This window comes from Kribbella sp. NBC_01245, from assembly GCF_036226525.1.
In the GTDB taxonomy this organism is placed as follows: Bacteria; Actinomycetota; Actinomycetes; order Propionibacteriales; family Kribbellaceae; genus Kribbella.
The window spans coordinates 5,004,714-5,030,282 of the sequence record NZ_CP108487.1 but is presented as its reverse complement, the minus strand read 5'-3'; the positions used below and the strand labels follow the sequence as shown (position 1 = coordinate 5,030,282).

Below are 25,569 nucleotides of genomic sequence, written 5' to 3'. Positions count from 1 at the left end.
GGCGGCACTGACGGGCTGAAGCTGCTTACGCGCGGCCGAAGGCGACGCGCGAGCTCCAGATCTTTGACTTCCTGACCGGTGTGCCCGGCTTCGAGGAGTGCCACAGCGTGTTGCCGCCGGCGTAGATGCCGACGTGGTAGACCCGGCCGCTGCCGCTCTTGAAGAACACCAGGTCACCAGGCTTCGCGGCGCTGCGCGAGATGTGCTTGGTGGCCGCGTACTGAGCACGCGAGACGCGGGGCAGCTTCTTGCCGGCCTTCTTGTACACGTAGCCGGTGTAGCCGGAGCAGTCGAAACCGCGGGGGGTCGTGCCGCCGTAACGGTACGGGGTGCCACGCAGCTTGTAGGCCTCCCGCAGCACGCGCTTGTGGAAGCTGGTGCTGGCGGTGGTCTTCTTCTTGATCGGGTGCTTCGCGATGTAGAACAGCGAGCCCCAGGTCTGCTTCGTCATCGTGCCGGTACGCGGCAGCTTGATCGCACGCTGGAAGTCGCTCACCGCGGTGCGGGTCTTCGCGCCGTACCAGCTGGTCATCGGGATGCGCAGACGGTACTGCACGTACTTGACCGCGCTGCCGGAGTCGCCGTAGCGCAGAGCGGGCTTGGACTTGATCGGCATGCTGCCGCGGGTCTTGGCCGCGGAGGAGGTGGCGGCGTCCGCGGTCTGCGGGGTGCCGGCAACGCTGAGAGCTGCTCCGCCGCTGACCGCGAGGCCGACCGAAAGGGTCATGGCGGCTGCGGCGCGAGGTGCTGCGGCGGGCTTGGTCTTACGGTGCTTGGCCAGTCCGCGACCGGTCGGTCGGGTGCTGGCCTCGCTACTGATCGGACTCTGGGCGCGCAAAAGCGACGTCCGTCGGGCAGTGACGGGCATGGTTGTCTCCCGACGCCTGCGGAGTTAGCTGTCGGGTTCGGGCTGGAAAACTTCGCCCGGTCGCTCCCGCGACTTCACCCCAGGGTCTCCGACCATCTGGTCTCGGACCCAACCTCCTGGGTCCCCCACTCCTGTCAGTAGTTGTTGAGGGGAACATGTGCGCCCTGACAGGACTCGGCGTTGACGCACATGCAGTTCGACGAATTCGGCGAACCGTCAGCGACTGTATAACAGAACGGTCACGACGCAAACCCATCTATCCACAGAAGCCACTCCGAAAGCCTCTGAACGGCCCTCTCCCGGCTTGGGGCCCGATGGTGAACACCAGGTGTCCTGAGCGCGTCTAAGCGGCCTTCAGGCGGGCAGAGAGCGATTTTGTGTGACCCCGGTCACATTCGGCATTTCGCGGCCGTGGCTCTCTGTGACAACGGCCACAAAGCGTGCGCGCGGCGTTGGCTGACACCTCAGCCGATCTAGCTGCCGCGTCAGCGGATCAGAGTTACCCACGCCTGTGGATAACTCTGCGTTCAGGGCTGATTACAGGTCTGGAACGGCCTTCAGTCGTCCGATCAGTCGGGCTGGACCTCGGGTGTGAAGACGGGCGCGCCGGCCCGGCACTGGACCCGAACCTTGAGATCCGAATCGGGCCCTTCGAACTTCACCTCGGCCTCGGCGGCAGGCCCGCGCTGTACGTCGTCGTCGACCTGCCAGCCACCCGCGGGCGTGAAGTTCAGCAGGGACGCCAGGCCGTTCGTGCCGCAGGACGCCAGCACGTAATTGCCCAACTGCCGGAAGGGGACGGCCTTACCTGTCACCTGCGAGGGGGCCGGCGTACCAGCTGTGGGGGTGGTCCGGGTCGCGAGGGCCTTGCTCACCTCTGGCCCGGTCAGCGGTTCGTCGCCGCTCGCGCCCGCACCGGGCAGCCCGGGGCCCGCGAACGAGACCGCGAGCAGGCCGATCCCGGTGGCGGCCAATACGGCGACCGTCCAGAAGCCCACCAGCAGCAGAGGTCGTCTCATGGCCGCCAGTCTGCCGCGCGCCGGGCTAAGCCGAGGCTAAGAGAAGGCCAAGCCGCAGCAGATTGCCGCCCGCGCGGGTGATCGCCCGGTTACGTTGGGCGGGTGTCGCAGCTACTGGTGATCGAGGATGATGCCCGGATCCGTACGGCGCTGCTCCGGGCGCTGACCGATCTCGGCCATGCCGTGAGTTCGGCGCCGACCGCGATGGCGGGTCTGCAACAGGCGATCGACGGCCGGCCCGATCTCGTCGTACTCGATCTGGGTCTGCCGGATCTCGACGGCAGCGAGTTGCTCCGGATGTTGCGGGCGGTCAGCCGGGTGCCGGTGATCGTCGCGACGGCCCGCGACGACGATCCGTCGATGGTGGCGGCACTGGACGCCGGAGCGGACGACTACGTGGTCAAGCCGTACAGCGCGATCCAGTTGGACGCCCGGATCCGCGCGATATTACGCCGAGCCGCCGATGGTGACGCGGCGGAGATCCCGGTCGAGGTAGGCGGCCTGGTCATCCGGTCCCGCGCCCGCACGGTCGAGCTGAGCGGCGTACCGGTGGATCTGACCCCGAAGGAGTTCGACCTGCTGGCGTTCCTCGCGGCCCGGGCGGGCGAGGTGGTGACCAAGAAGGAGTTGCTGACCGAGGTCTGGCGTCAGCCGTACGGCGGTTCGGACAAAACCGTCGACGTCCATCTGTCCTGGTTGCGGCGCAAGCTCGGCGAATCGGCGCAGCAGCCGCGCTATCTGCACACCGTCCGCGGTGTCGGCGTGAAACTGCTCGCGCCGTGAGACGGCAGATCCTCGTCCTGGTGACGGCGACGACCACGTTGGTACTGATCGCGTTCCTGGTGCCGCTCGCGCTGGTGATCCGGCAGGTCGCGGCCGATCGGGCGATCTCGTCCGCCCGCCAGGAGGTCGAGCCGCTCGTCGCGATCACCGGTATCGCGCCGCGCGCACAGCTGGAGACGACCATGCTGGCCATCAACGCGGACTCCGAGGACCGGCCCGTCTCCCTCTATCTGCCGGACGGCTCCGTCCTCGGGGCACAGGTCCCGGCGACCGAGCGAGTGACGCTTGCCCAGCAACCGCGCTCCTTCTCCTATAGAACGGACAGCGGCCTCGAATTGCTGATCGGAGTCGCGGGCGTCGAGCCTCGAGCGACGGTCATCCGCGTCTTCGTGCCGGCCGGGGAGCTGACGGCAGGCGTCCAGCAGGTCTGGCTGATCCTGGCCGCGCTCGGGCTAGTCCTACTCGTTGTCGCCGTCCTGGTTGCGGACCGTTTGGCCACCTCTCTCTTAGGGCCCGTACGGCGACTCGCCGAGACCGCCTCGCGTCTGGAGGCAGGCGACCTCTCCGCACGAGCTGACGTGACGGGCCCACGCGAGCTCCGCGAAGTCGGTGGTGCGCTCGACCGCCTCGCGGCCAGGATCGGCGAGCTGCTGGTGGCCGAACGCGAGCGCGTCGCGGATATCTCGCACCGCCTCCGCACCCCGCTCACCGCCCTCCGTTTGGAAGCGGGATCCCTGCGCGATGACGAGGAGCGTGCTGCTCTTGGTGCCACCGCTGAAGAACTGCGCCGGGTGGTGGACGACGTGATCGCGGCGGCTCGGTTGCCGATGCACGACGAGGTGTCGGTTCAGTGCGAGGCGGTTGCGGCGGTCCGGGCGCGGGCGGCGTTCTGGCAGGTGCTGGCCGACGACCAGGATCGCGAGATGACGGTGGACCTCCCGCCCGGGCCGATCGCCGTACGCCTGGCCAAGGCAGAACTCGACGCGGCCGTCGACGCCTTGCTGGGCAACGTCTTCGCCCACACGCCCGAAGGCGCGCCGATCGCGATCACGGTGACGGTCGTGCCTACCGGCGGTTGCCGCCTGGTCATCGGCGACGGAGGTCCGGGCCTTCCCGACGTGGACCTCGTGGCTCGCGGCGAAAGCGGCGCCGGCTCAACCGGCCTCGGCCTGGACATCGCCCGCCGAGCCGCCGAATCCTCCGGCGGCACCCTCACCGCCGCCCGCTCCCGCCTAGGCGGGGCCCAAATCACCCTCACCCTCGGCGCACCCTGAACCACCTTTCTAAAGAAGAGCAGCCCGGGCGAGCTGAGGAGGCTCGTCCGGCTGCACTTGGTAGGAGGGTCAGCGGTCGAGGCGTTCTTCGGCGGCGTCGAGGGCGGCGCATTCGCGGGCGTCGTCGCCGTACTTGGCCTCGCACTGGTCGTCCGCAGCCTCGGCTTTCCGCTCGGCCGGGCTGTCGTCATCCCGCTCGACACCGTCCCGGTTGTCCCGGTCGTCGCGGTCATCGCGAGAGTCCCGGTCGTCGCCGGCCTCGTCCCGGTCATCCCGATCGACGCGGCCGCCGTTGTCGTCGTCCCGATCCGCATGGTCGTCATCCGTCCAGGTGGTGCTGGTGACGGACGGCGTGGGTGAGTCGGCCGGATCCAGAGCCCGGGCGAGGGCGGGCGTGGCGAGGCCCAGGGTCAGGCCTGCCACTGCGATCACGGTGACTCCGGTGAGGGCGAGCTTGCTGCGCTTCGTCATGGTCTTCTCCTTGTTTCGTTCATCTCCTGACACCCATGACGATGTCGTTCCACCCCTCAAGCCCACACCCACCGAACACTAAGCCGAGGTTAAAGCGGTCAACAACTGATCCGCGTATCACCAGGACTCGGGCAGAGATCCTGCCCCGGACCACCGTCGACCGTGTCCAGCCCCTTGCCGCCGATGAGCAGATCGCGCCCATCCCCACCAAGCAGGATGTCGTTGCCCTGGGCACCTAGCAGTACGTCGTCCCCGCCGAGCCCGCACAGTACGTCGGCCCCGGGCGTTCCGATCAACAGGTCGGACCCGGACGTGCCCGTCTTCGTACAAGCCGGCGCGGGTGGCGCCTCCGCCACCTCAACGGCCCCCGCCTCGCACGCGGCACCTTGCGGCCGCGCCGTATCACGCTGGTCGATCGTGAGCACCGTGCAAGCCGCCGCCGGAACCAGCCCGCGGGCCTGACTCGCCACCTCCGGCAACATCGTCATCGTCGGACCGCCATTGTTCGCCAAGGCGCCAAGCAACGGATCGCCCGCATTACTCACATCACCCGTACCGGCCAGCGAGCAGGTGTCGTCCCCGGCCAGGTTGTACCCACCCGAGTACGTCAGCAACTCGATCCCGCAATCGCCACTCAAACCAGGGCCGAAGGCAACGATCGACGCGAAGGTGTGCAGTGCCGCGTTGGTCGCGACGTTCCGGCCGACGCCGCCCGCGGAGTTCTCGGTGATGGTCGCGTGCCGAAGGAACACGTCATGCGCCAGCGTGTAGACGCCGCCACCCGCGGCCTCGGCCGAGTTCTGCGTGATGGTGGAGTTGTCGATCCGCACCTCGCCCGTCTCGGCGTACACGCCACCGCCCTGACTGTCCGGTACGCCGGACGCGCTGTTCCCGGTGATGGTCGACCGGTTGATCAGGATCTGCGCGGGCGGCGGGTTGTCGGTGTTCTCCAGCAGTTCGGCGCTGACGCCACCACCGGCGCCGGTCCGGGAGTTGCCGGAGATGGTCGACGTGGTGATCGTGACGACAGGCTGATCGGTCGGCGCGTCCTGGTCGAAGCTGATCTGGATGCCACCACCCGCCGAGCTGCTGCCCGGGTGGTTGCCGGTGACAACCGAATCCGTCACGGTCAGATCGCCACATGCGGAGCAGATCACGCCCGTGCCGGCGTTACCGCTCACCGTCGTACCGACCACCGTGAAATGGCCCGAGCCCTGTCCCGTCGTACGCAGGCCATCCCCACCGTTCCCGCTGACGGTCGATCCGGTGACCGACAGCGCGCCGTCGGTGAGGCTGACGCCGCGGCCGGTGTTGGTCGAGATCGTGCTGCCGGTGATCGTCACCGAGCCGAAGGACAACGAGACACCCGTACCCGTGTTGCCGCTCACTGACGACGAGGTGAGTTGCAGACTGCCGCCCATATCCGGCCCGGACAGGACTCGTCCGCCACCCGCATTGTTGCCAGTAGCAACGGATCCGCTCAGGACGGCGGCGTCGTTCGCATACTTCAAGGCAGCGCCGTCCGTCTCATCGCCGCCCGTCAACGTCACCGCGACCAGGCTGATCGAACCGGTGTCGTCAAGGGTCTCCAGCACGCGCTCGCCCGCACAGTTCTGGTCGATCGTCGAGCCATTGCCCTGGATCGTCAGCGCCAGGGCCGACGTACTGTCGAGGTCGCCGTTGGCGTTGCCGTCCTCGGTCGCGCCACACAATCCAAGCCCGTACGTCGCGGCCGCCGCGAGCGTGATCGTGGTCGCGTCACCTGCCGCGTTCGCACTGGTGACGGCCTCTCGCAACGACGTCACTCCGTCACCGCCATTGACGACATCGGCCGTCGTGGTGACGTTGATCGTCGCGGCGTGGGCCGTACTCGGCACTGTCAAAATGCTCGCCGCAACCAGCAAACCCGAACAGAACAAGGCAAAACGACGCATCACGACCATCCCCCCGAGCCGCTGCCGGCTCGATTCAGCGGCCCGTGTTCCCCCACAGCCGCGCCATCCACCCCGGTTGGCAGTCCCAAGATGCCAGCAACCCCACTCGTGATCCAGAGCCAAGCCGAAAACCATGGGCGAAGAAACTCCGGACAGCGTACGCTGTTTGGGTGAGTTCAGTGGAGCGAACGATTCCGATCCTGCCCTGCCGCCACCTCGACGACATCGTGCCCTTCTACGAAGCCCTCGGTTTCACCGTCACCTACCGCCAAGCCCGGCCGAATCCGTACCTGTGCCTGCAGCGTGGCGGGCTCGACCTGCACTTTTTTGGCATCCCCGAGTTCGATCCCGAGACTTCCCTCGGCAACGTGATCGTGGTGGTGCCCGATATCGCTGTCCTGTACGACGAGTTCGCGGCCGGCCTGCGCGCGGCGTACGGGAAGCTGCCGGTCAGCGGGTTGCCGCGGATGACCCGGCCGCGCCGCAAACAGGGCACCACCGGCGGGTTCTCGGTCGTCGACCCGGGAGGCAACTGGCTCCGGATCACCTCGCCGGGCCAGGCCGAGAAAGACGACCAGGCCGAGACGGCGGGACAGCTCGACCGGGTGCTGCTCAACGCCGCCCGCCAAGGCGACGCCCGTGGCGATATCCCCGCCGCCATCAAGGTGCTCGAGGCCGGCCGCCCTCGATGCCGACCTGGCCGCTATCGAGGAATTGCGGTCACAGCTGTCCTCATGGCGACTGTTTCGCGACCCTCGCCTCGTACGCCGCACGGCTGGTCGCGTCGACCGAGGTGAGGGCGCGGTCGTCCCGGACGAGACGGCGGCCGAGGTTCATCAGCGGCTCGGGGGTGACGGCCGCGAGCAGGTCCCAACCGGCCAGATAACCGGGCACGGGCGTTTCCGCTCGGCGGGTGCGGCAGCTGCGGATGACCGCGGCCGCGATGTCCTCGGGATCGACCGTGGGCAGCGCACCACCAACCGGTACGCCGGACGCGAGCCCGGTCCGGACCGCGCTCGGCAGCACCGCGCTCACGCTCACGCCCGAGGCGCGCACCTCGCGTCGTACCGCAGCGGTCAGCCCCACCGCGGCGTACTTGCTGGCGTTGTAGACGGCCATCCCCGGCAGTGGCAGTTTGCCCGCCATCGAGGCGATGTTGACGATATGGCCGTTGCCTCGGGCAATCATGCCGGGCAGGACCAGGCGCATACCGTGGATCAGGCCCCAGACGTTCACGTCGAGAGTTGTGCGGCTGAGGGCGTCTGGCTCGTCCAGGAACGCGCCGAGCGGCATCACGCCCGCGTTGTTGACGAGTACGTCGACCCGGCCGAACTCGGCCAGCACCTCGCCGACGAACGCCGCGAACGAAGTCCGATCGGTGACGTCTACCTGGTATGTGTGCGGGCTGACCTCCCGGGCGAGGTCGACGTCGAGGTCGCCGATGCAGACCGTGGCGCCCGCCTCGATGAAGGCCTGGCTGGTGGCGCGGCCGATCCCGCGACCGCCGCCGGTGACGATCACGACCGCGCGCCTCAACTCGATCGGTGGATACCTCATCGCACACCCGCCTTTTCACTCACGAGATAGTCGGCCGGGTCGAAATCCCTTATTCTGCGACGCATTCGGGCCGTCGACCACGGCCAGCTGAAGCTGTTCCGCCCATTCGCGTCGTGGTAGTAGCTGGCACAACCGCCTGTCTCGTAAACGGTCCCCGCCAATCCTTCCTGCACCTCGGCGTTGAAAGCGTCCTGCGCCTCTGGACGAATCTCGGCGCTATGCCAATCCCCGCGCAGGATCGCCTCGACACCACCAAGCGCATAACGCAACTGCGCCTCGAGAATCATGAAAGCGGACGTATGTCCCGTGCCAAGACTCGGGCCAAGGAGGAGAAAGGCGTTCGGGAATCCCTTCACCGTGGTGCCGAGATAGGCCTGCGGGCTGCCCTTCCAATGCTCCGCCAGACTTTGCCCGTCCGCGTCGTACACCCGGTGCGCGATCGGCAAGTCCAGGATGTGGAACCCAGTACCGAGAATGATCGCGTCCACGACCGTTTCATTGCCATCGGCATCGACCAGCTTGTTGCCATCGACAACCCTCAAGCCCGGATGAACCACAACGTTGCTGGCGGCAACCGCTGGGTAGTAGTCGTTGGAGAGCAGAAGCCGCTTGCAGCCAAGCGTGTAGTCGGGCATCAACGCCGCGCGCCGCAGCGGATCGCGCACCGCCCGGCGCAGGTGGAGTCGTCCGACTCGCTGCACCTGGCGAAGGAGCCAAGGGTGGCGGAAGCCCAGGCCGAGCAACTCCATCCCGGCGTACTCCGCGGATCGCAGCGCGCGCTGGGCCGCCGGGAAGGAGCGCATCAACCAGCGTTCCGCCTGCGGTACGTAGTGGTCGGGCTTGGGCAGCACCCATTGCGCCGTTCGCTGGAACAAGTGGAGTTCCGCGACCGACGGCTGGATCTTCGGTACGAACTGGACCGCCGAAGCACCCGTCCCGATCACGGCGACACGCTTGGCCTTCAGGTCGTACGAGTGATTCCACCGCGACGAATGCCAAACCTCACCGGTGAATTCGGACAACCCGGCGATCTCCGGGATCAACGGCTGGTGCCACGGCCCGGTGCCCGAGATCAGGATCCTTGCGGCATAAGGCCCATCGGTCGTTTCCAGTCGCCAAAGTCCGGCCGACTCGTCCCAATCGGCACGCTCCAACTCGACGCCGAACCGAATCCGCGACTGTACGTCGTACCGCTCGGCGGTCGTGCGCAAATACGCCTGGATCTCGGCCTGGGCGGCGAAGGCCCGGGTCCATTCCGGATTGGGCGCGAAGGAATACGAATAGAGCGCGGACGGTACGTCGCAAGCGCAGCCTGGATACGAGTTGTCCCGCCAGGTGCCGCCGAGGTCGTCCGCCTTCTCCAGTACGGCGAAGTCGCGCCCCGCCTGCCTCAGCCGGATGGCGGCGCCGATCCCGGAGGCGCCGGCGCCGATCACCAGAACGTCGTACTGCCGTGTCTCGTTCATGCTTTCGGAGACTAGCGGTATTTGGATACCTGCGGAAGGTGAAACAACCACTAGAGTTCTAGCCATGGCCAGGATGACCAGGGCGGAGAGCCAGGCGGCGACCCGCGAGAAGCTCGTTGGTACGGCGACGGCGCTGTTCCTGCGGGACGGTTATGCGGCCACCTCGCTGGAGAAGGTCGCGGACGAGGCGGGTTTCTCCAAGGGCGCGGTCTACTCGAATTTCCGCAACAAGGACGAGCTCTGCCTGGCCGTCGTTGACGCGATCCGCGCGGACCAGGCGATGCGGATGGCCTCGGCTCTTGCCGGTACGACCACGCTGGAGGAGATGCTCGCCGCCTTCCAGGATTGGGCTGACGCGACCATCGGCGATGTGGCCTGGACCGTGTTCGAGGTCGAGTTCGCGACGCGGGCCCGGCAGGACGAGCACATCCGGCAGGAGCTGGCCGCCCGGAACGGCGAGATCCGCGACGCCGTGGCCGTGCTGCTCGGCCGGCATGCCGACCAGTTCGGGATCGAGCTGCCGATGTCCGCCACCGACTGCGCCACCGCCGTGCTCAGCCTCGGCGTCGGACTCGGCGTGCAGCGGGCCATCGACCCGGACGTCTCGGTCGCCGTCCTGCCGGCGATGATCCGGATGCTGTCCGGCCGAGGACCCGCTGCATAGATCTCAGCTGGCTGGGTCGGGGATCCAGGAGCCGTGGAATCCGGCGGGCACGCGCCGCGCTAGTTGCACCGTGGCGACCCGACCGCTGTCCAGATCCGACGCATCGAGCACGACCAACTCGGAGGCGCTGCCGGTCTCATCGCCCACAACCGTGAGCAGCCAGCCGTCATCCTCGTTCCGCGCATCCGCGGCCGGGACGAAGACCGCCTCGCCCGGAATCCGGTCCCGCCCGAGCTCGGCCACCGACGTCTGGCCCGAGTTCGTATCGAACTTCACCACCGCGCCCAGCGGCTGCGAAACCGTGTACAGGAAGCGATTCGCCCGCCCGAGCCGCTCCTCGTTGAGCGTCGGGAACTCCACCTCGAGATCATCCAACGGCTGATCCGCGACAACCCCGGTCGCTGGGTCGAGTGTCCACCGATGCAACGTCGCGCCGCCGACGCGCCCTGCCGAAAGCACCACCTCATGCCCGTTGCGAACCTGACCGCCGATGCTGCTCCACATGTGGTCCCACCCGGCGCGGCCATACCGTACGACGTCCAGGGTGATCCGGCCGTCGGGTAGTTCCGAGGCGTTGCCGACGTGGAAGACGTAACACGGGTCCACCTCGAACCAGCGCACCTCCGTCCCGTTCTTCGGCATCAACCCGAGGCGTGCGCCGTACTGCTCGTTCCAGGCGTACGGCATGCCGCGGTCGATCAGGGTGTGGTCGAACGTGACCGGCAGGTCGAGCCAGATCACGTGGTTCTCGGCGACCGCGAAGTCGTGCATCATCGTCGGGCCGGCGATCTCGATCTCGGCGCTGTGCACGAGTTGACCGGACGCGTCCGCACGGTGGTACGTCGCATACGGAGGCGTGGCGCCGTACCCGAAGAAGTGCAGCTCACCCGTCACCGGGTCCTGCTTGGGATGCGCGGTCATTGCCGTGCGCAACTTTCCGCCGAAGTCATGCGGGCCGACCGTGTCCAGCTCGCGGTCAACCTGATAAGGGAATCCGCCCTCGCCCAGGGCCAGCAGGCAGCCGCCGTGCTCGATGATGTGCGTGTTCGCCGTGGTCGCGCGATGCGAACGCCGATCGGTCACCTTGCCCTTGAACGGGTCGGTGCGGATCCAGCGATTGCGGTACCACTCCGCCCGGCCGTCGGCCAGCCGGATGCCATGCAACATGCCGTGGCCCCCGAACCAGTGCGCGGGATTCTCGCCGGGCAGCGGGTTCGGGCCGTTGCGCAGGTAGCGGCCGGTGAGATCGGGCGGCAGGGCGCCGACGATCGGCAGGTCGTACGCCTCGGTCTCGTCGGGCACAGGTGCCAGCACTGCCGCGCTGAATACCCCGGTCGTTGTTGTGGTCGTCATCGTCACTCCCCAGATCTGGCGTTGATGCTCCGAAGATGACATGTAATTTCCTACATGTCAATGAATGCAATAACCTGTTGCCATGTCCCTTCGGTTCGCCTTGCTCGGCCTGCTCGACGATGCCCCCGGCAGCGGCTACGAGCTGACCCGCCGGTTCGAGCACACGCTCCAGCGCTACGCCTGGCATGCCAAGCACAGCCAGATCTATCCGGAGCTCACCCGGCTCGCGGACGACGGCCTGGTCGCGGTGGTGGACGAGGGCGCCCGCGGGCGGCGTACGTATGCGATCACCGAGCCGGGGCGGGAGGAGTTGCGCGAGTGGCTGCGGAATCCGCCGGTGCACAAGAACGTCCGCAACGAAGAGGTGCTGCGGATGTTCCTGCTGTCGACGCTGCCGGCCGCCGAGGCGCGGGTGTTACTGGAGCAGACCGCAATCGAGGCTGAGCGGGAATTGGCCGAATTGACCGAGGTCGTGCGCGCTCAGGACGCTCGGTGCGGGGAGGAAGGGCTGTGGTTCGGGCGGCTGGCGGCGGAGTTCGGCCTGCGCCAGCACACCGCCACGCTGGATTGGGCCCGCTGGGCGCTGGCCAACCTTTCCGCCTGAAAAGCCTTCGTGGTTATTGCGACCAAGGCGCATGAAAGGCCGGGGAGCGGGCACTGGGCGCACACGAGAGGGTGCCCGCTCGAGCGTCGCCCTCCCCAGGCCCCGGCGTTGAGGCAACAGCGTTCGGGGCCGACCACTGTCCGGAAGTCGCCGGATTCTGCCGCCTGGACAGGGAACGGCCCGTCCTCGGGCCCCGGGGGGAGGTGGGCTCGATGAGGACGGGCCGTGTGCGACTACGGTGCCATATCGGGCGACCGCGTGGGGTCAAATGAACGTTAAGACGGTCCTTGGGGCTGGGCTTTCAGGAACGTTGCCTCGATCTCCGGATCGAGCCCGGTCGCTGACCGTACGGTCCGGGCCATTTGCCCGTCCGGCCCTTGCATCCAGGTCCAGGTATCGCGGACGGTGTCTTCGACCGGCCGGTTGACCAGGCCCGCCGCGACGGCCTTCGAGACATCCGCATGGTGCAAGGCGTCGTAGCTCGTGCCGGGTTCGGCCCAGATCGGCAGTTGGGTCCAGCCTTCGATGCCCGCGGCAAGGATCCGCTCCGGCTCGGTCCAGCGCAGGTCGGCATCCGAGCCGGTCACCTCGACGCAGGTCTCGAGTAGTTGCCCCATCGTCGTGAATCCCGGCGGACTCACCAGGTTGTACGCGCCGCCGTTGCCGCGCTCGGCCTGGTCCAGCGTCCAGCCGGCGAGATCGCGCGCATCGATGTACTGCAAGGCGAGCTCGTGCGGGCCTGGCGCGAGCACCGGTCCACCTTTGGCGATCCGGCGCAACCACCAGGGCAGCCGGTCGACGTTCTCCCACGGGCCCAGGATCAACCCGGCACGCCCCAGCAACGACCGATCTCCGAATGCGGCGGTGACCGCGATCTCCGCGCCGCGTTTCGCCCGGCCGTAGTCCACGTCGCCGTCGGTGGGATCGGCGTCGACCAGTGGATAGTCCTCATCGGCGCCGGCGGGCGGTGGCCATTCGTACACGCCTCTGGTCGAGACGTAGGCATAGAAGCCGGCGCGATCGGCCAGCAGGCGGGCGCTCGCGTCCACCGCGCGTGGGGCTTGCGACCAGGCATCGACGACGATGTCCCATTCGCCCGTCTTGAGGGTGTCCAGGCCCTCGGGCGTGGTCCGGTCGCCGACCAAGGCGGTGACCCCGGCGGGCGGTTTGGTGGTGCCCCGGTTCAGAACGGTCACGTCCCAGCCGCGGGCCAGCGCGTCATCGACGACAGCCCGGCCCACGAACGCCGTACCGCCCAGCATCAGCAGTCTCATACCCGCCACCCTGCCTTGTCCCGGGCTGCGGGCAAAGTGGTACTGCTACCGGCAGAAGGTTGCTGCTAGCAACTACTTGACCATGCCGCGGATGCCGGCGACGACGAGGTCGAGGCCGATCTCGTAGTACGCCTGGGGATCCTCGCAGCCGGTGAGGCTGTCCGCGGCGGCGACAACGTTCGGGTAGCGCTGTGGCGGCAGCATCGCGATCGCGGCCCGCTTGTTCCGGATCTGCTGCTCGCGGACCTCGGGATCAACGCCCCCGCCCGGCTCGGTGGTGACGAGGGTGATCAGCGAGCAGATGGACTGGCGGCCGATCTCGCCGGCCTGGTCCGGGGTGAACCCGCCCTGGACCAGCAGGCCGAGGGTCCGTTCTGCCAGCTCGAGACCGGGCTCGGTGAGCAGGATCCGGGGCAGCGTCAGATTCGCGACCTCTGGATGGGGGCGCAGTGCGTCGACGACCGCGGCCAGCACCTCGCGGACCTGCCAGTCCCACGGCGCCTCGGAGGGCTCGGGCATGTCGATGTCGGAAAGCAGGCGATCCGCAAGGGCGCCGAGCAGCTCGTCCTTGTCCTTGAAGTGCCGGTAGAGCGCCATCGGCGTGACCTCGTGCTCCTGCGCGAGGCGCCGGATGGTCACCGCGGGCAGGCCCTCGCCGTCCGCGATCGCCAGCGCGCTCGCCACGATCCGGGCCGGATCGAGCCGCCGCTGGGTCGTCGTCGGATCTTTTGCCGTCAGGTCTCTGGTGGTCACCACGTTGACAAGTTTACACCGTAGACCTAACGTCTACGGCGTACGTATACAACGTAGACGTACGCCGTACACAAGCCGATAGATGAGGTAAGTCATGCGACAACGCAGTCCCTGGGCGACCCTGGCCGTGCTCGCCCTGGCGCAGTTCATCGTGGTGCTCGACGTGACGATCGTGAATGTCGCGCTGCCCGACATCCAGGCTGATCTGGGTTTCACGCCGGAGACCCTGCAATGGGTGATCAGCGCCTACACGCTGCTGTTCGGCGGATTCCTCCTGCTCGGTGGACGGGCCGCCGACCTGCTCGGATCGCGCCGGGTCTTCATCGCGGGTCTCGCGCTGTTCGGCGTCAGCTCGCTGGTCGCGGGCCTGGCGAACTCGTCCGAATTCCTGATCGCCGCTCGAGCCGTGCAAGGCCTCGGCGGCGCACTACTCTCACCGGCCGCGCTCGCTTTGCTGATGGTGACGTTCGACCACGGCCGGGATCGCAATATCGCGATGGGCGTCTGGGGTGGTCTGGCCGGGCTCGGCGGCACCCTCGGCGTGGTCGCCGGAGGAGTGCTGGTCGACGCGCTCAGCTGGGCCTGGGTGTTCTTCGTGAACGTGCCGATCGTCGTACTGCTGATCGCGTTGATCCCGGTCTTCGTGCCCGATCACCGCCACGGCCAGGACGGCCCGCGCACCTTCGACACCGCCGGCGCCGTACTCGGCACGGCCGGTCTCCTCGCCATCGTGTACGGCGTCGTTCGCGCCGAGCCGAGTGGTTGGGCGTCGTTCGAGGTGGCCGGATTCCTTATCGGCGGGGTGGTGCTGATGGTCGCGTTCGTCCGGGTCGAAGCCCGTTCGAAGGCGCCGCTGGTGCCGTTGGGTCTGTTCCGCTCGCGAGCGCTGAGTGTGTCGAGTGGCGCGCTCGCCCTGAATGGCGCGAGCTTCCTGTCGATGTTCTTCCTGACTGCGATCTACCTGCAGCAGGTGCGAGGCGATTCGGCGCTGGCCGCGGGCGTCCACTTCCTGCCGATGGGTGGTGCCGCCGTGCTCGGTGCGGTCGTGGCCTCGCAGCTCGTGCACCGCGTTGGCACTCGCACGGTCCAGCTCGCCGGCACGGTCCTCAGTCTCGCCGGGTTGCTATTGCTCTCGCAGGCAAGCGCCGATGGGTCTTACGCGGTCGAGCTCCTGCCCGGGTTCATCCTCTTCGGGTTCGGCATCATCGCGGTCGCCGTACCGGCTCAGATCGCAGCCGTCTCGGACGTCGAGCGTCATGAGGCCGGCGCCGCCTCGGGCGTGGTGACCGCGGTCTACCAGGTCGGTGGCGCTCTCGGTCTGGCCGTGGTGACAACCTTGTCGATCAGTCACACCACCGACGCGTTGACCCAGGGCATGTCCCAGCAGGCGGCGCTGGTCGAAGGCTTCCACCGTGGTCTCTTGGTCGCAGCCGCGTTCGCCGTCCTGAACGTCCTCGTCAGCCTGGCCACGCCGCAGCTCACGCCCGACGCCGAGACCGTCGCCGAAGCCGCTCTCGCCGCCTAGTGGTCGGCGCCGGATGTTCGTCGGCGTCTGCGGCGCCCAGGCGGGCACCTCGCGGCGTTGGAGAAGAAGCCACGATAAAAAGCATCGAGGCTCCTTCTCCGCCTTGCGATGCACCCGCCTGGACACCGCAGCCACTCGCCGACCATCCGGCGCCGACCACTAGCCCTTCAGGTATTGGTTTGTAGCCTCCCGGATCGCCGTGGTGAAGGCGGCGATCGCGGGGTGGCTGGAGGCGCCTTGGCGGTAGGTGATGCGGGTCCGGCGCCGGGCGGCTAGCGGGATGAGGTGTACGCCGGCTGGGGCTTCGGCCGTCGCGAGTTGGGGGACGAGCGAGACGCCTTGGCCGGCGGCGACCAGCGCGAGTACGGCCGCGAAGTCGTCGGCGTGATGCCGTACCTGCGGGGTGAAGCCGGCCGACCGGCAGAGCTGCAGCGTGACGGCATGACAGACGGTGCCCGGGCTGCCGACGATCCACGCGGCATCCCGGGCGTCGGCGATCGGGTCTTTGGTTGCCTTGGCCGCAGACGGTGTGGCCAAGAAGACCGTTTCGTCCAGCAGGGGAACGGCGTCGAGCGTCCGGTCCGGCTCGACCGGCATCACGTCGTAGTCGTGGATGAGCGCGACATCGAGCCGACGCTCGCGCAACGCCTCGGGGACGGCAACGGGATCGAGCTCGGAAACCATCAGCTCGAGCCCGGGATGTTCGCGGCCCAAGGCGACGAGCGCCGTCGGCAGCAACGTCCGTACGGCGGTGGGATACGCGCCGATCCGTAACGGGCCCGCCAACTCGCCACGCGCCTCGGCCAAGGCGGCACTCGCGCCTTCGAGAGCGGCCAGCACGGTCTCGGCGTGCCTAACGAGAACGACGCCCGCTGCCGTTAGGGCAACCCGCCGGCCAGTCCGTTCGAGGAGCGGTACGCCGGCTTCGCGTTCGAGCACGGCCAACTGCTGCGATACGGCCGACGGCGTGTACGTATGCGCCTTCGCCACGGCCGCGATGGTCCCGAGCTGCGCCAAATCCCGCAGCAGCCGGAGTCGCCGTACGTCGAGCATTAGCCCAGCTTACGCATTGCCGTACAAAGCTGAACTAGACCTTGCCAGTTTGACCGTCGAGGCTGGACCAATGACGCTCACCGGTTTGTACGTCCCGCTGATCACGCCGTTCGACTCCAACGGCGGCGTAGCCCTCGACCCACTGGAATCCCTGGCGCACCAAATGCTCGACGCGGGCGCCACCGGCCTGGTCTGCCTCGGTACGACGGCTGAGCCCGCCGCGCTGAGCGATTCGGAAAAGCGTGCCGTGTTCGACGTACTGGCAGGGGTCTGCCGTACGCGTGACGCGCAACTCGTCGTCGGTGCGGATAGGCCGTCGGAGCTGGAGGCCTTGGCGGATTGGCCCGAGGTGGTCGCGGCGCAGGTGCCAGTGCCGTCGTTCGTACGCCCTGGTGATGCGGGCGTTCTGGCCTACTTCACCCACTTGGCATCGGTGAGCCCGGTGCCCCTCGTGATCTACCACATTCCTTATCGCACGGGGCAGAGTCTGACGCTCGAGACCTTGCGGCGGTTGGCTTCGCTGCCGGGGGTGGCGGCGTTCAAGTACGCCGCTGGTGGGATCGACAATGACACTGTCGCGTTGATGTCCGAGCTGCCTGACGATTTCGCCGTACTTGGTGGTGACGATGTGGTGATCTCGCCGCTGCTCGCCCTTGGTGCGCACGGCGCGATCCTGGCGTCCGCGCATGTCGACACCGCGGACTTCGTCTCACTGATCGACCTTTGGCATGCGGGCGACGTGCCTCGGGCTCGCGCGCTCGGACACCGCCTCGCTGCCTTGTCTTCCGCGTTGTTCGCCGAGCCCAACCCGACGGTCGTCAAGGCCGTGCTCCACGCGCGCGGGTTGATCCCGACGGCAGACGTACGCCTGCCCCTGGTCTCGGCCGATCCTCAATCCCTCGAGTACTTTGAAGGTCTCAACGAGGGGGTCGCGAATGTGTCGCGCAGTGAAGTGCCGTCAATGCGGTAAGACGACCTGGGCCGGTTGCGGGCAGCACGTAGCCCAGGTCAAACTCTCCGTCCCACCTGCCGAGTGGTGCGCCGGCCATCCCGATTCGAAAGGCTTCTTCGCCCGCCTCCTCGGCCGCTGACCGGTTCAGCGAAGCCGGCCGTCCTGGTGCAGGTGATCGAAGATGATCTGGTCGACGGGGGACACCCGCTCGCGGTCGCCGTATGCGAGCCAAACGACTTCCTCGATCTCACTGCTGGCGACAGGTGTCCCGCGATGCTCAGCGGTATAACAAGCCATCTGCACGATCACGCCGTCGGCATGCCCGTGCGCCTGTGCCCGGAACGTCCCCAGGTGGCTCGCGGTGTCAGGCACGATGGCAACGGCGAGCTCCTCGCGAATCTCCCGAACCAGCGTCTCGACATCACTCTCACCCGGCTCCCGCTTCCCGCCGGGGAGGTAATACGCGTCCTTGCCCCGCGACCGCGAACTGAGAATCTTCCCGCCCTGCAGACAAACCCACGCCACCTTGTCAATGAACACCGGCGTTCTCCTCCAGTCCCGTCGCCCGGTCTTCCTCGTCCCACTGGACGAGCAGGATGCGCTCGACGGCGTCGCGGTTGATCGGGCCGAACACGTGCGGGAACAAGGTGCCCTCGGCAACTCCCGGCGGGGGAGCGGGAGCGGCCGCCTCCCACTCACACCTCGCCACAAGCCGGCTCTCGTCGAGAACCAACGCCAGCAACGGCCGGGAAGTACTGCGGTAGAACGCGTTGACGATGGCCAGCGTCGTCGCTTCGTCCGCAGAACAGTGCACGAACCCTTCCTCCGCAAGGGAGGCGGGCGCGTACGGCAGCTCAGGATTGACGTTCCACTCACCAAGCGGCACGACGTGATAGATCATGCACCGGTTATACAGCAGCGCATCCCCCACGATCCAAGGGCTTTTGGAGACAACCTCTGACGAGGTGAAGACGCAATGGCCGCCCGGGCGACGTACGACTGGCCAAGGTTGGCCGATCCGCCAGCAACACCGTCCACACGTCGCGATTCCCTAGGCCGTCGGTTCAGCGGTGGGCACGCGCTTGGCCTGCACTAGTTGCCGGCGTTTGGCGTCGTTGACCAGCCAGGTGTGCGAACCGGGCTTGCGTGCCTCGTCCGCCAACTGCTTGATGGGGCTCTTGCAAGCAGACTCCTTGAGCTTCGCGCCAAGCCGGCCGCTCAGGTGCAGCCTCATCGCGACGTCGTTCCGGTGGGCGAGTTGGAACACGCCGGCCCGACGACCCAGACTGACGCACATCGCGGCGATCCCCTTGCCGAAGTCGGCTGGTTGTTCACCGGCCATCCGGCTGAGCACCGTATCGGCGGCGTGCGAGCCCAGCGGAAGCGCGGCCTGGCAGCTCATCCGCAACGGCAGGTCCGAAGGCGCAGCCGCATCCCCGGTAGCGACGATGCGCTCGTCGTCCACGCTGGTCAGCGTCTCGTCGGTGAGCAGGCGACCCATGTCATCGGTGCTCAACCCGCTGCGGGCGGCCAGGTCCGGAACGCCGAAGCCGGCCGTCCAGATCGTCACCGTGCTTGGGAGTTCGCGGCCGTCGCTGAGTCGTACGGCGTCGCGCGTCACAGCCGTCACCTTCGCGCCCGGGCCTTCGAGCACGGTCACACCGAGCGAGGACAACACCTTGGCCACCGAGCGTCGACCCCGCGGGTGGAGGTACGGGCCGAGTTGCTCGCCGCAGACCAGCGTCACAGTGCGGCCCAACTCCGCAAGCTCGGCGGCCGTCTCGATGCCAAGCGGACCGCCACCGACAACCGTCACCGAGGCCGTTGCGGGTGCGTCGTTGACGACGGACCTCAGCCGCTTCGCCTCCTCCAGGCTGGCAGTCGGATATGCGAACTCGGCCGCTCCCGGCACCCGCAGCTCGGCGGTCCCGCTGCCCACCGCGTAGACCAGGTAGTCGTACCCGACTGTGCCCCCCGTCGCCAACGTCACGCTTCGCTCGGAAGCGTTGATCCGCGTCACGGCGTCGACCACCAGCCCGACCTTCTCAGCCAGGACTTCCGGGTAGTCAACGACCGCGTCATCGGACCCGCCCACAAACTGGTGCAGCCGGATCCGCTCGACAAAGCTCGGCCGCGGGTTGATCAGCGTCACCGTGACGTCATCCCGCTGCGTCAGGCGGTTGGCCGTCATAACGCCGGCATAGCCGCCGCCGATCACAACCACCTCGGTCTTCCCAGCCATGGTGTCTCCTTATTTCCTCGGGTTCACCATGAAGACACCGCGAGATCGGCCATCGTGACATCACATGACCCAGGTCACTCAGACCTCACACCTCCGGGCGCGGATCCGTTCCATCACCATGAACAACCAGCACGCGATCGTCAGCACCCGGATCGGTGACCTCACCCTGGTCGCCTCGCACGACGCCCTGGTCGGCGTCTACTTCCCGCACCACTGGGTGAAGCCGACACCGGAAACCCTTGGCGAGCGGGTCGAAGCCACCGGCCCACTGCTGTCCGAGGCGGTCCGCGAACTGGACGAGTACCTCACCGGTGAGCGGACCACCTTCGACCTCCCGACCGTCCTGCGCGGCGACGAGTTTCAACGCCGCGTGTGGTCGATCCTCGAGCAGATCCCGTACGGCGGGACGGCGTCGTACGGCGAAATCGCGGAACAGCTCGGGGATCGGGCGCTCGCCCAGCGAGTCGGGAAGGCGGTCGGTCAGAACCCGTTGTCGATCATCGTTCCGTGCCACCGGGTGATCGGGAGGAACGGATCGCTGACCGGGTACGCGGGCGGTCTGAAGCGGAAGCAGTTCCTCCTGGAGCTGGAGGAACCTAGCGAGGTCAAGGCCGCCCGCCTCTTCTAGTAGCTCCTTACAGCTGGGCGATCACCGCCGACACCGGCGTGCATGGCAAGTCGGGGAACTCGGCCCGCAGTACGTCGCTTCGGTGAGTCGGCATGTTGTCCATCGCGAGCGAGGCACGTGCTTGCCGGTCCATTTCGGGACGAAGACGCCCGACGGTGTTCGCCATGACGTGCAGCATCGGCCGTGGCACCCGGCGGGGACTACCAGTCCATCCCTGGCGGACCATCACCATCTTCGCCAGTTCCATCAACGTGGCGGGCTCCGGTCCCGAGATCTCCAGGACGCGGTTTCGCAGCGACTCGTCGAGCACCGCCCGCTCGACCAGCGCGGCCACGTCCTGGACGCTCACCCAGGAGATCGGGGCGTCACCGCGTCCGAACACCAGCGGTCTACCGGACTTCCCAGCCGTTTGCTCGATGATGTTCGCCCAGGTCTCGGCAGACGCTTCCGGTCGAACGATCGTCCATTGGCACGACCCGGCTCGCAGGCGCTGCTCGGCGGCGTACTTCATGCGGAACAGTTCCATGCGGCTGTCCGTCGCAGCGCCGAGGACCGAGACCAGAACGAACGCGGCGCCCTGCTTTTCCGCCGCTTCAATGAGGTTGATGTTGCCATCCCGATCAACGCTCTCCGGGCTGACGTCACCCGGGCCGGCGAATCCCTGCACCGCCGATACCACTAGCTCGACCCCGTCCATCGCCGTGACGAGATCGGCCGGATCGCGGATATCCCCGTGGACGACCTCGACCTTCTCATCCAGCCGGTCGGCGTGAGGGCTCAAGCCGCGGCTCATCACCCGCACCCTGAAATCGCGGCGGCAAAGGGCGTTGGCGAGCTGACTTCCGAGGCGTCCGGTGCCGCCCGCTATCAGGATCATGGCCGCGGCTCGGTGAGTAATTGCTGGACGGCCTGATCGGCATCCAGGTCAGCCTGATCGACCGGCTCGAGGTAGAAACGCACGGCGCGGGCGCGGTCACCTTCGACGGTGAACAGCATGACGCCGCGCATCAGGTGCTCGACGCCGTCGAGTCGCGTACCTCGCATCTCCCACTCCGACCAGACGAGCTCGCCGTCCTGGTGGCTCCGGAGGACCTTCGTGGTGATGTCGGGAACGGTCGCGAAGATCTGAGTCCAATTCCGCCGCACTTGCTCGCGGCCGCGGAAACTACGCGCCGGGTGAACCGGGCTCTCGTTGACGTAGTCCTCGGTGAAGCACTCGACCACTTTGTCGATGTCGTGCGAGTTCGCCGCTGCGGAGACGCGATGAGCGAAGGTCTGGAGCTGCTCGGCGGCCATGGTGCCCTCCTTTTGATACAGTCGACTGTATCTAATTTGGAGTGTGATCCGCCTGTCCGGACCTGTCAAGGCTCAGCGCCCGTACGACTCCTCGCGCCGGCGGGACGCCGCGCTGGCTCGCCGGGCGAAGATGCTCGAGAGTGCCCGGGAACTCTTCCTGCGTTCAGGATTCGCGAGTACGACGGTCGCGGCGATCGCGTCGGACGCAGGCGTCTCGCCCGAATCGGTGTACAAGACCTTCGGTGGCAAGACCGGGTTGGTGGAGGCGTTGTACCGGCAGGGCCTCCTGGGCCGTGGAGCAGTCCCCGCCTATCAGCGCTCCGACCGTCTGCGTACGAATCCAGATCCGTACGAGGTGGCCTACGGATGGTCGCGCCTCGCGATGGAGGTCGGCCCCAGCGTCAACCCGATCTATCTGCTGGTTCGGGATGCGGCGCTGGTGGACTCCGGTTTGAGCGACCTGCTCCGTGAGATGGACGAGGACAGGCACGTCCGAATGATCGAGAACGCGCGGTATCTGGAGCAGGCCGGCCACCTGCGCGCTGGTGTTGAGGTGGAGGCCGCCGCCGACCTGATGTGGTCGGCCACTTCTCCTGAGATGTTCGAGCTATTGGTGGTCCGGCGCGGCTGGTCGCTCGAGCGCTGGGCCGACTACATCTACGGCACGGTCACCGGCCTCTTGCGCCCCCGAACCACCTAGAACACCGGGTTGGCGCCACCGGTTGCGTGTCTCGATTGTGGGCGGCCTTGCGCTGTTACGCTGCGGCGATGGCGGTCAATCGGAGCCGCAAGGCCACGGCAGCCCGACGGCGTAAGCGTCGAATGCTTCGCGTCGAGCACGACCTCACCGACGAGCAGTGGACCGCACTCAAGGCGGCTTGGGCCGGCTGTGCGTACTGCGGCGCTGCGGACAAGCCGCTGCAGCGGGATTGCGTACTGCCTATCTCTCGTGGCGGGCGCTACACGCTGGACAACATCGCCCCGGCCTGCGACTCCTGCAATGCCAGCAAGTGCAACAGCGAAGTCACCAACTGGCTCAGGCGGAAGCGACTTGACGAGCGCGCCTTCCTTGAACGCCACTTCAAGATCCAAGCGGGCCTCGCGGTACGGGGTTGGGAGAACCCATGAAGAGGACGGCGGGCATGGGGGCGGCAGCAGCTAGAAGTATGCGACGGCGCGCCGCGCGTCCGAGCGTGCTGCCCGACGACAAGCCAATCTCGATTGCTCGTATCGCGCGCAGCATTACCTCGCTCACAGCCTTTGGGGCACTGTTCTCGACCATTCTATTTGCCGGCCGGGTGCTTGTTGTTGCTCGCTTCGACCCTGACGTCGCGGCGGCGCTGCTAATCAATACGTCGCTCACCGTGGTCATTCAGGCGATCATCATGCAGTTGTTCCCGTTCCTGTCCTACATCGGTGGTCTGGCCGCCATCTATATCGGGGCCTATCGACTATCGGAAAGACCTCGCCGCCAAGGGGTTGCCCTCCTGCTTACGATCGCCGGAGTGCCGTTCATTCTGCCGGTGGCGTTATCTCTCTCTGACATTTTCGTTACCGTAATTGTTGGAGTCGCTACTCCAGTAGGAGCATTCATCTTCGGTTGGATGCGACGGAGCATAGGCGACCTGGTCCTGATGTTCGCGATCCCGTTGGCATTCTTGACCCTGACCTCCGTGGGCGCTCTCGTGGCCGGCACGTGGATTGCGCCCGAGACCGCGAAAGTGGGCGGCGCCACCGAGACGGTGATCTACACGTTGGCAAGCGATGGATCGGACCTCGTCGTCTTCTCGCCGGGTGATCACGCGGTGATCAGATTGCCTGCCTCTTCGGTGACGGATAGACAATACTGCCGAAATCAATCAGAGTCACCCACGCTCGCGGACCGCCTATTCAATCCGCCGATCATTCCGAAATGCCCCACTCCGCAGAAAATAGGCAGAAGCTAGGCGCATCCGTCCTTCTCCATTAGCCGGTGATTCTCGGGATCGGCTAAGCGTTGGCTGCTGCTTTGGCGGCTCGCTCGATCTGAGCGCGCTGGGTCTCCCAGAACGCCGCATCGGGTTGCGACTTCGCGCGTGCGGCGATCGTTCCGATCGAACCGTCGAGCTGCTCGCGCAGGATGTCGGCGTGCCCTGCGTGCCGGCTGGTCTCGCCGAGCATGTGGACCATGATGTTGAACAACTTCACCTCGGGGTTTCGCCACCAGGGCACGTGGCCGGATGAGTCGATGGCGAGCGCGGTGATCGTCGCGTCCGAGTGCGCCCACACGCGACGGTAGCGGTCGATGATCTCCTCACGCGTTTCGTGCTCGGTCGCCCACATGTCGGCGCCGCGTTGCGTGGCGTCGTCCCACCGGGGCAGAGGTTCGGGGAACGGCCGATCGAAGACCTCGCCGAAGTACCTGGACTCCCAAAGCGACACGTGCTTGACCAGCCCGAGAAGGTTGGTTCCGGTCACGGTCAAGGGGCGGCGGATGTCGTACTCCTTGAGCCCTTCGAGCTTCCAAACCATCGCCTTCCGAAGGTCTCGCAGCTCGTTGTGCAGGAAGTCTTTCGCGACGTCAGCGATCATGGCCGCAACCCTGCCATGTGCCGGGCGGTCTTGAACTGTGGTGTGAGGGGCACCGGAGTGCCCCTCACACCGTCACTCAGGAGTTGATGCGAGCGCGGGTCCGGCGGCGGAAGTCGCGGCCGATCTGGCTCCGGTCCAAACGGTGCAGGTCGGTGACCGCGATCGCAGGCGTGGCGTCTGCCGGGCCCTCGGCGACCTGCCTGCCAAGCGGGTCGATCAGCGCCGACAAGGCATCGGCCACGGGGTTGGCCGGCACGGCCAGGCTGACCCAGTAGGTGTTCGCCACGGCGGCTCCGCGGGCCTGGGCCGGCACGGTCTCATTCCCGGCCGAGCCACTGGTCGAGTACGACACCAGTACGGCGTCGACGTCGAGCAGGTCGTACTCCGTGAACACCTCCGGGAACATCACGTCCAGCCCCAGCGCGAGACCGAGCCGGTAGCCGTCGACCTCGAACGTCACCGGCTCCGCGCCCGGGGTGTACATCCAGGTGATCTTGGTGGTCGACAGCATGCGCTCGTCGTACCGGTTGACCACCTTGCCCTGGTCGGAGACGACGTAAATGCTGTTGTGCGGTCGCGTCGGGGTGGGCAGTTGGTGCACCGACGGAATCACCGTCCAGATCCCGAGCTCACCCGCCAGTACGGCGATCCGGTCGAGCTCCTCCTGGAGCACCGCCCAGTCGGCCTTGGTCCAGTCGGACGGGCCGACCTCGTCCGGGCCGAGTTCGGACATCACGTACTTGCTCGGGAAGCAGATGGCGCCCTCGGTGAAATGAACCAGGCGGGCGCCCGCCTTGGCCGCGTCCTTCATGAACCGGCGGACCTCCGCCGCGCTCGCACGCAGCCCGTCGGCGTCGGTGGGATCCTCGCGAACCGTCGACTGGGCGACGGCGATCCGCAGGGTGGTCTGGGTGTTTTCCGGCATGTCTTCTCCTGATGGAGTCGGACGGAAGTGCCGGAGGGCAGCCGTGTAGGACTCGCCCGTCTTGGCGGCGCGGGCACGAACCCGTCGCTTGAAGTTCCTGTGCGCTGTCATCTGGCCTTCCACGCACTCGCACGCGATCCCCCAGCGATCCCGCCCGAGGCAGTTGACCAGGACGAGCGGCCCGAGATCTGAAATCCCTTTGCCTTCTCAACAAGACCAGGCTGGGGCCGGTCAACGAAGGTGAGGCGCGGGCCGCGCCGACCCACATCTTTCCCCGCCCCCACCCGCCTCGTCAATCACCGCCACGACCACCCCTGATCGGCTGCACGCACTCTCTGCGCACCCGTCCGCCTCAGC

Annotated in this window: 28 protein-coding genes and 1 riboswitch; of the genes, 11 read left to right on the top strand and 17 right to left on the bottom strand. The window is 67.2% G+C overall.

Annotated elements, in window-relative coordinates; genetic code table 11:
• Window positions 1-25: 25 nt before the first annotated feature.
• The gene (locus tag OG394_RS22685) at window positions 26-868 is read right to left on the bottom strand and encodes a C40 family peptidase (protein ID WP_328989036.1); all 843 of its coding nucleotides are present in this window, start codon (window positions 866-868) and stop codon (window positions 26-28) included.
• Window positions 868-1,030, bottom strand: a riboswitch (cyclic di-AMP (ydaO/yuaA leader). It overlaps the preceding gene by 1 nt.
• Before the next feature lie 407 nt (window positions 1,031-1,437).
• Window positions 1,438-1,887, bottom strand: a complete 450-nt coding sequence (locus OG394_RS22680) for a hypothetical protein (protein WP_328989035.1) — start codon at window positions 1,885-1,887, stop codon at window positions 1,438-1,440.
• A 102-nt stretch (window positions 1,888-1,989) separates the two neighbouring features.
• Here OG394_RS22680 and OG394_RS22675 point away from each other — a divergent pair, with 102 nt between their 5' ends.
• Together OG394_RS22675 and OG394_RS22670 are read left to right on the top strand one after the other, a co-directional pair.
• On the top strand, window positions 1,990-2,670 hold the full coding sequence (locus OG394_RS22675; protein WP_328989034.1) for a response regulator transcription factor: 681 nt from the start codon (window positions 1,990-1,992) through the stop codon (window positions 2,668-2,670).
• Window positions 2,667-3,944: a HAMP domain-containing sensor histidine kinase gene (locus OG394_RS22670; protein WP_328989033.1), complete on the top strand. Its 1,278-nt coding sequence runs from the start codon at window positions 2,667-2,669 to the stop codon at window positions 3,942-3,944. The genes OG394_RS22675 and OG394_RS22670 overlap by 4 nt, the downstream gene beginning before the upstream one ends.
• Window positions 3,945-4,013: 69 nt before the next feature.
• Here OG394_RS22670 and OG394_RS22665 read toward each other — a convergent pair whose 3' ends face one another.
• Together OG394_RS22665 and OG394_RS22660 are read right to left on the bottom strand one after the other, a co-directional pair.
• On the bottom strand, window positions 4,014-4,415 hold the full coding sequence (locus tag OG394_RS22665) for a hypothetical protein (RefSeq protein WP_328989032.1): 402 nt from the start codon (window positions 4,413-4,415) through the stop codon (window positions 4,014-4,016).
• 98 nt (window positions 4,416-4,513) lie between these two features.
• The gene (locus tag OG394_RS22660) at window positions 4,514-6,349 is read right to left on the bottom strand and encodes a right-handed parallel beta-helix repeat-containing protein (RefSeq protein ID WP_328989031.1); all 1,836 of its coding nucleotides are present in this window, start codon (window positions 6,347-6,349) and stop codon (window positions 4,514-4,516) included.
• Between the two features lie 170 nt (window positions 6,350-6,519).
• On the opposite strand from OG394_RS22660, the gene OG394_RS22655 reads away from it, so the two are divergent.
• Entirely contained in the window at window positions 6,520-7,146 is a 627-nt protein-coding gene (locus tag OG394_RS22655) for a bleomycin resistance protein (protein WP_328989030.1), read from the top strand.
• On the opposite strand, the gene OG394_RS22650 is transcribed toward OG394_RS22655, so the two are convergent.
• Window positions 7,082-7,906 carry an SDR family oxidoreductase gene (locus OG394_RS22650; protein ID WP_328989029.1) on the bottom strand — a complete coding sequence of 275 codons (825 nt, stop codon included), beginning with the start codon at window positions 7,904-7,906 and terminating at the stop codon, window positions 7,082-7,084. The two genes, OG394_RS22655 and OG394_RS22650, sit on opposite strands and share 65 nt — an antisense overlap.
• Window positions 7,903-9,372, bottom strand: coding sequence for a flavin-containing monooxygenase (locus tag OG394_RS22645; RefSeq protein WP_328989028.1), 1,470 nt, complete (start codon window positions 9,370-9,372; stop codon window positions 7,903-7,905). Before OG394_RS22645 ends, OG394_RS22650 begins: the two co-directional genes overlap by 4 nt.
• Before the next feature lie 64 nt (window positions 9,373-9,436).
• Here OG394_RS22645 and OG394_RS22640 point away from each other — a divergent pair, with 64 nt between their 5' ends.
• Complete coding sequence (locus OG394_RS22640) at window positions 9,437-10,036, top strand: TetR/AcrR family transcriptional regulator (RefSeq protein WP_328989027.1); 600 nt, start codon at window positions 9,437-9,439, stop codon at window positions 10,034-10,036.
• A 3-nt stretch (window positions 10,037-10,039) separates the two neighbouring features.
• Here the strand turns inward: OG394_RS22640 and OG394_RS22635 are convergent, their stop codons facing one another.
• Window positions 10,040-11,431: a carotenoid oxygenase family protein gene (locus OG394_RS22635; protein ID WP_328989026.1), complete on the bottom strand. Its 1,392-nt coding sequence runs from the start codon at window positions 11,429-11,431 to the stop codon at window positions 10,040-10,042.
• Window positions 11,432-11,471: 40 nt separating this feature from the next.
• Here OG394_RS22635 and OG394_RS22630 point away from each other — a divergent pair, with 40 nt between their 5' ends.
• Complete coding sequence (locus tag OG394_RS22630; RefSeq protein WP_328989025.1) at window positions 11,472-11,993, top strand: PadR family transcriptional regulator; 522 nt, start codon at window positions 11,472-11,474, stop codon at window positions 11,991-11,993.
• A gap of 275 nt (window positions 11,994-12,268) precedes the next feature.
• Here the strand turns inward: OG394_RS22630 and OG394_RS22625 are convergent, their stop codons facing one another.
• On the bottom strand, window positions 12,269-13,267 hold the full coding sequence (locus OG394_RS22625) for an NAD-dependent epimerase/dehydratase family protein (protein ID WP_328989024.1): 999 nt from the start codon (window positions 13,265-13,267) through the stop codon (window positions 12,269-12,271).
• A 72-nt stretch (window positions 13,268-13,339) separates the two neighbouring features.
• Window positions 13,340-14,023 carry a TetR/AcrR family transcriptional regulator gene (locus OG394_RS22620; protein WP_328989023.1) on the bottom strand — a complete coding sequence of 228 codons (684 nt, stop codon included), beginning with the start codon at window positions 14,021-14,023 and terminating at the stop codon, window positions 13,340-13,342.
• Window positions 14,024-14,114: 91 nt separating this feature from the next.
• Here OG394_RS22620 and OG394_RS22615 point away from each other — a divergent pair, with 91 nt between their 5' ends.
• Window positions 14,115-15,545, top strand: a complete 1,431-nt coding sequence (locus OG394_RS22615) for a DHA2 family efflux MFS transporter permease subunit (protein WP_328989022.1) — start codon at window positions 14,115-14,117, stop codon at window positions 15,543-15,545.
• 159 nt (window positions 15,546-15,704) lie between these two features.
• On the opposite strand, the gene OG394_RS22610 is transcribed toward OG394_RS22615, so the two are convergent.
• Window positions 15,705-16,598 carry a LysR family transcriptional regulator gene (locus OG394_RS22610; RefSeq protein WP_328989021.1) on the bottom strand — a complete coding sequence of 298 codons (894 nt, stop codon included), beginning with the start codon at window positions 16,596-16,598 and terminating at the stop codon, window positions 15,705-15,707.
• A gap of 70 nt (window positions 16,599-16,668) precedes the next feature.
• Here OG394_RS22610 and OG394_RS22605 point away from each other — a divergent pair, with 70 nt between their 5' ends.
• On the top strand, window positions 16,669-17,568 hold the full coding sequence (locus tag OG394_RS22605) for a dihydrodipicolinate synthase family protein (RefSeq protein WP_328989020.1): 900 nt from the start codon (window positions 16,669-16,671) through the stop codon (window positions 17,566-17,568).
• Between the two features lie 126 nt (window positions 17,569-17,694).
• On the opposite strand, the gene OG394_RS22600 is transcribed toward OG394_RS22605, so the two are convergent.
• The 3 genes from OG394_RS22600 to OG394_RS22590 form a co-directional block, all read right to left on the bottom strand.
• Complete coding sequence (locus OG394_RS22600; RefSeq protein WP_328989019.1) at window positions 17,695-18,090, bottom strand: NUDIX hydrolase; 396 nt, start codon at window positions 18,088-18,090, stop codon at window positions 17,695-17,697.
• The gene (locus OG394_RS22595) at window positions 18,080-18,451 is read right to left on the bottom strand and encodes a DUF952 domain-containing protein (protein ID WP_328989018.1); all 372 of its coding nucleotides are present in this window, start codon (window positions 18,449-18,451) and stop codon (window positions 18,080-18,082) included. Before OG394_RS22595 ends, OG394_RS22600 begins: the two co-directional genes overlap by 11 nt.
• Before the next feature lie 150 nt (window positions 18,452-18,601).
• The gene (locus OG394_RS22590) at window positions 18,602-19,792 is read right to left on the bottom strand and encodes an NAD(P)/FAD-dependent oxidoreductase (RefSeq protein ID WP_328989017.1); all 1,191 of its coding nucleotides are present in this window, start codon (window positions 19,790-19,792) and stop codon (window positions 18,602-18,604) included.
• Between the two features lie 64 nt (window positions 19,793-19,856).
• Between OG394_RS22590 and OG394_RS22585 the strand changes: the two genes are divergently transcribed.
• Window positions 19,857-20,420, top strand: coding sequence for a methylated-DNA--[protein]-cysteine S-methyltransferase (locus tag OG394_RS22585; protein ID WP_328989016.1), 564 nt, complete (start codon window positions 19,857-19,859; stop codon window positions 20,418-20,420).
• A gap of 7 nt (window positions 20,421-20,427) precedes the next feature.
• Here OG394_RS22585 and OG394_RS22580 read toward each other — a convergent pair whose 3' ends face one another.
• Entirely contained in the window at window positions 20,428-21,297 is an 870-nt protein-coding gene (locus OG394_RS22580; RefSeq protein ID WP_328989015.1) for an SDR family oxidoreductase, read from the bottom strand.
• Complete coding sequence (locus OG394_RS22575) at window positions 21,294-21,716, bottom strand: nuclear transport factor 2 family protein (RefSeq protein WP_328989014.1); 423 nt, start codon at window positions 21,714-21,716, stop codon at window positions 21,294-21,296. The genes OG394_RS22580 and OG394_RS22575 overlap by 4 nt, the downstream gene beginning before the upstream one ends.
• A gap of 43 nt (window positions 21,717-21,759) precedes the next feature.
• On the opposite strand from OG394_RS22575, the gene OG394_RS22570 reads away from it, so the two are divergent.
• From OG394_RS22570 to OG394_RS22560, 3 genes are all read left to right on the top strand, one after another.
• Window positions 21,760-22,416 carry a TetR/AcrR family transcriptional regulator gene (locus OG394_RS22570; protein ID WP_328989013.1) on the top strand — a complete coding sequence of 219 codons (657 nt, stop codon included), beginning with the start codon at window positions 21,760-21,762 and terminating at the stop codon, window positions 22,414-22,416.
• 68 nt (window positions 22,417-22,484) lie between these two features.
• Complete coding sequence (locus OG394_RS22565) at window positions 22,485-22,844, top strand: HNH endonuclease (protein WP_328989012.1); 360 nt, start codon at window positions 22,485-22,487, stop codon at window positions 22,842-22,844.
• Window positions 22,841-23,662 carry a hypothetical protein gene (locus OG394_RS22560; RefSeq protein WP_328989011.1) on the top strand — a complete coding sequence of 274 codons (822 nt, stop codon included), beginning with the start codon at window positions 22,841-22,843 and terminating at the stop codon, window positions 23,660-23,662. Before OG394_RS22565 ends, OG394_RS22560 begins: the two co-directional genes overlap by 4 nt.
• Before the next feature lie 43 nt (window positions 23,663-23,705).
• On the opposite strand, the gene OG394_RS22555 is transcribed toward OG394_RS22560, so the two are convergent.
• On the bottom strand, window positions 23,706-24,287 hold the full coding sequence (locus OG394_RS22555; protein ID WP_328989010.1) for a DinB family protein: 582 nt from the start codon (window positions 24,285-24,287) through the stop codon (window positions 23,706-23,708).
• 76 nt (window positions 24,288-24,363) lie between these two features.
• Window positions 24,364-25,212 carry a carbon-nitrogen hydrolase family protein gene (locus tag OG394_RS22550; RefSeq protein ID WP_328989009.1) on the bottom strand — a complete coding sequence of 283 codons (849 nt, stop codon included), beginning with the start codon at window positions 25,210-25,212 and terminating at the stop codon, window positions 24,364-24,366.
• Window positions 25,213-25,569: the final 357 nt, after the last annotated feature.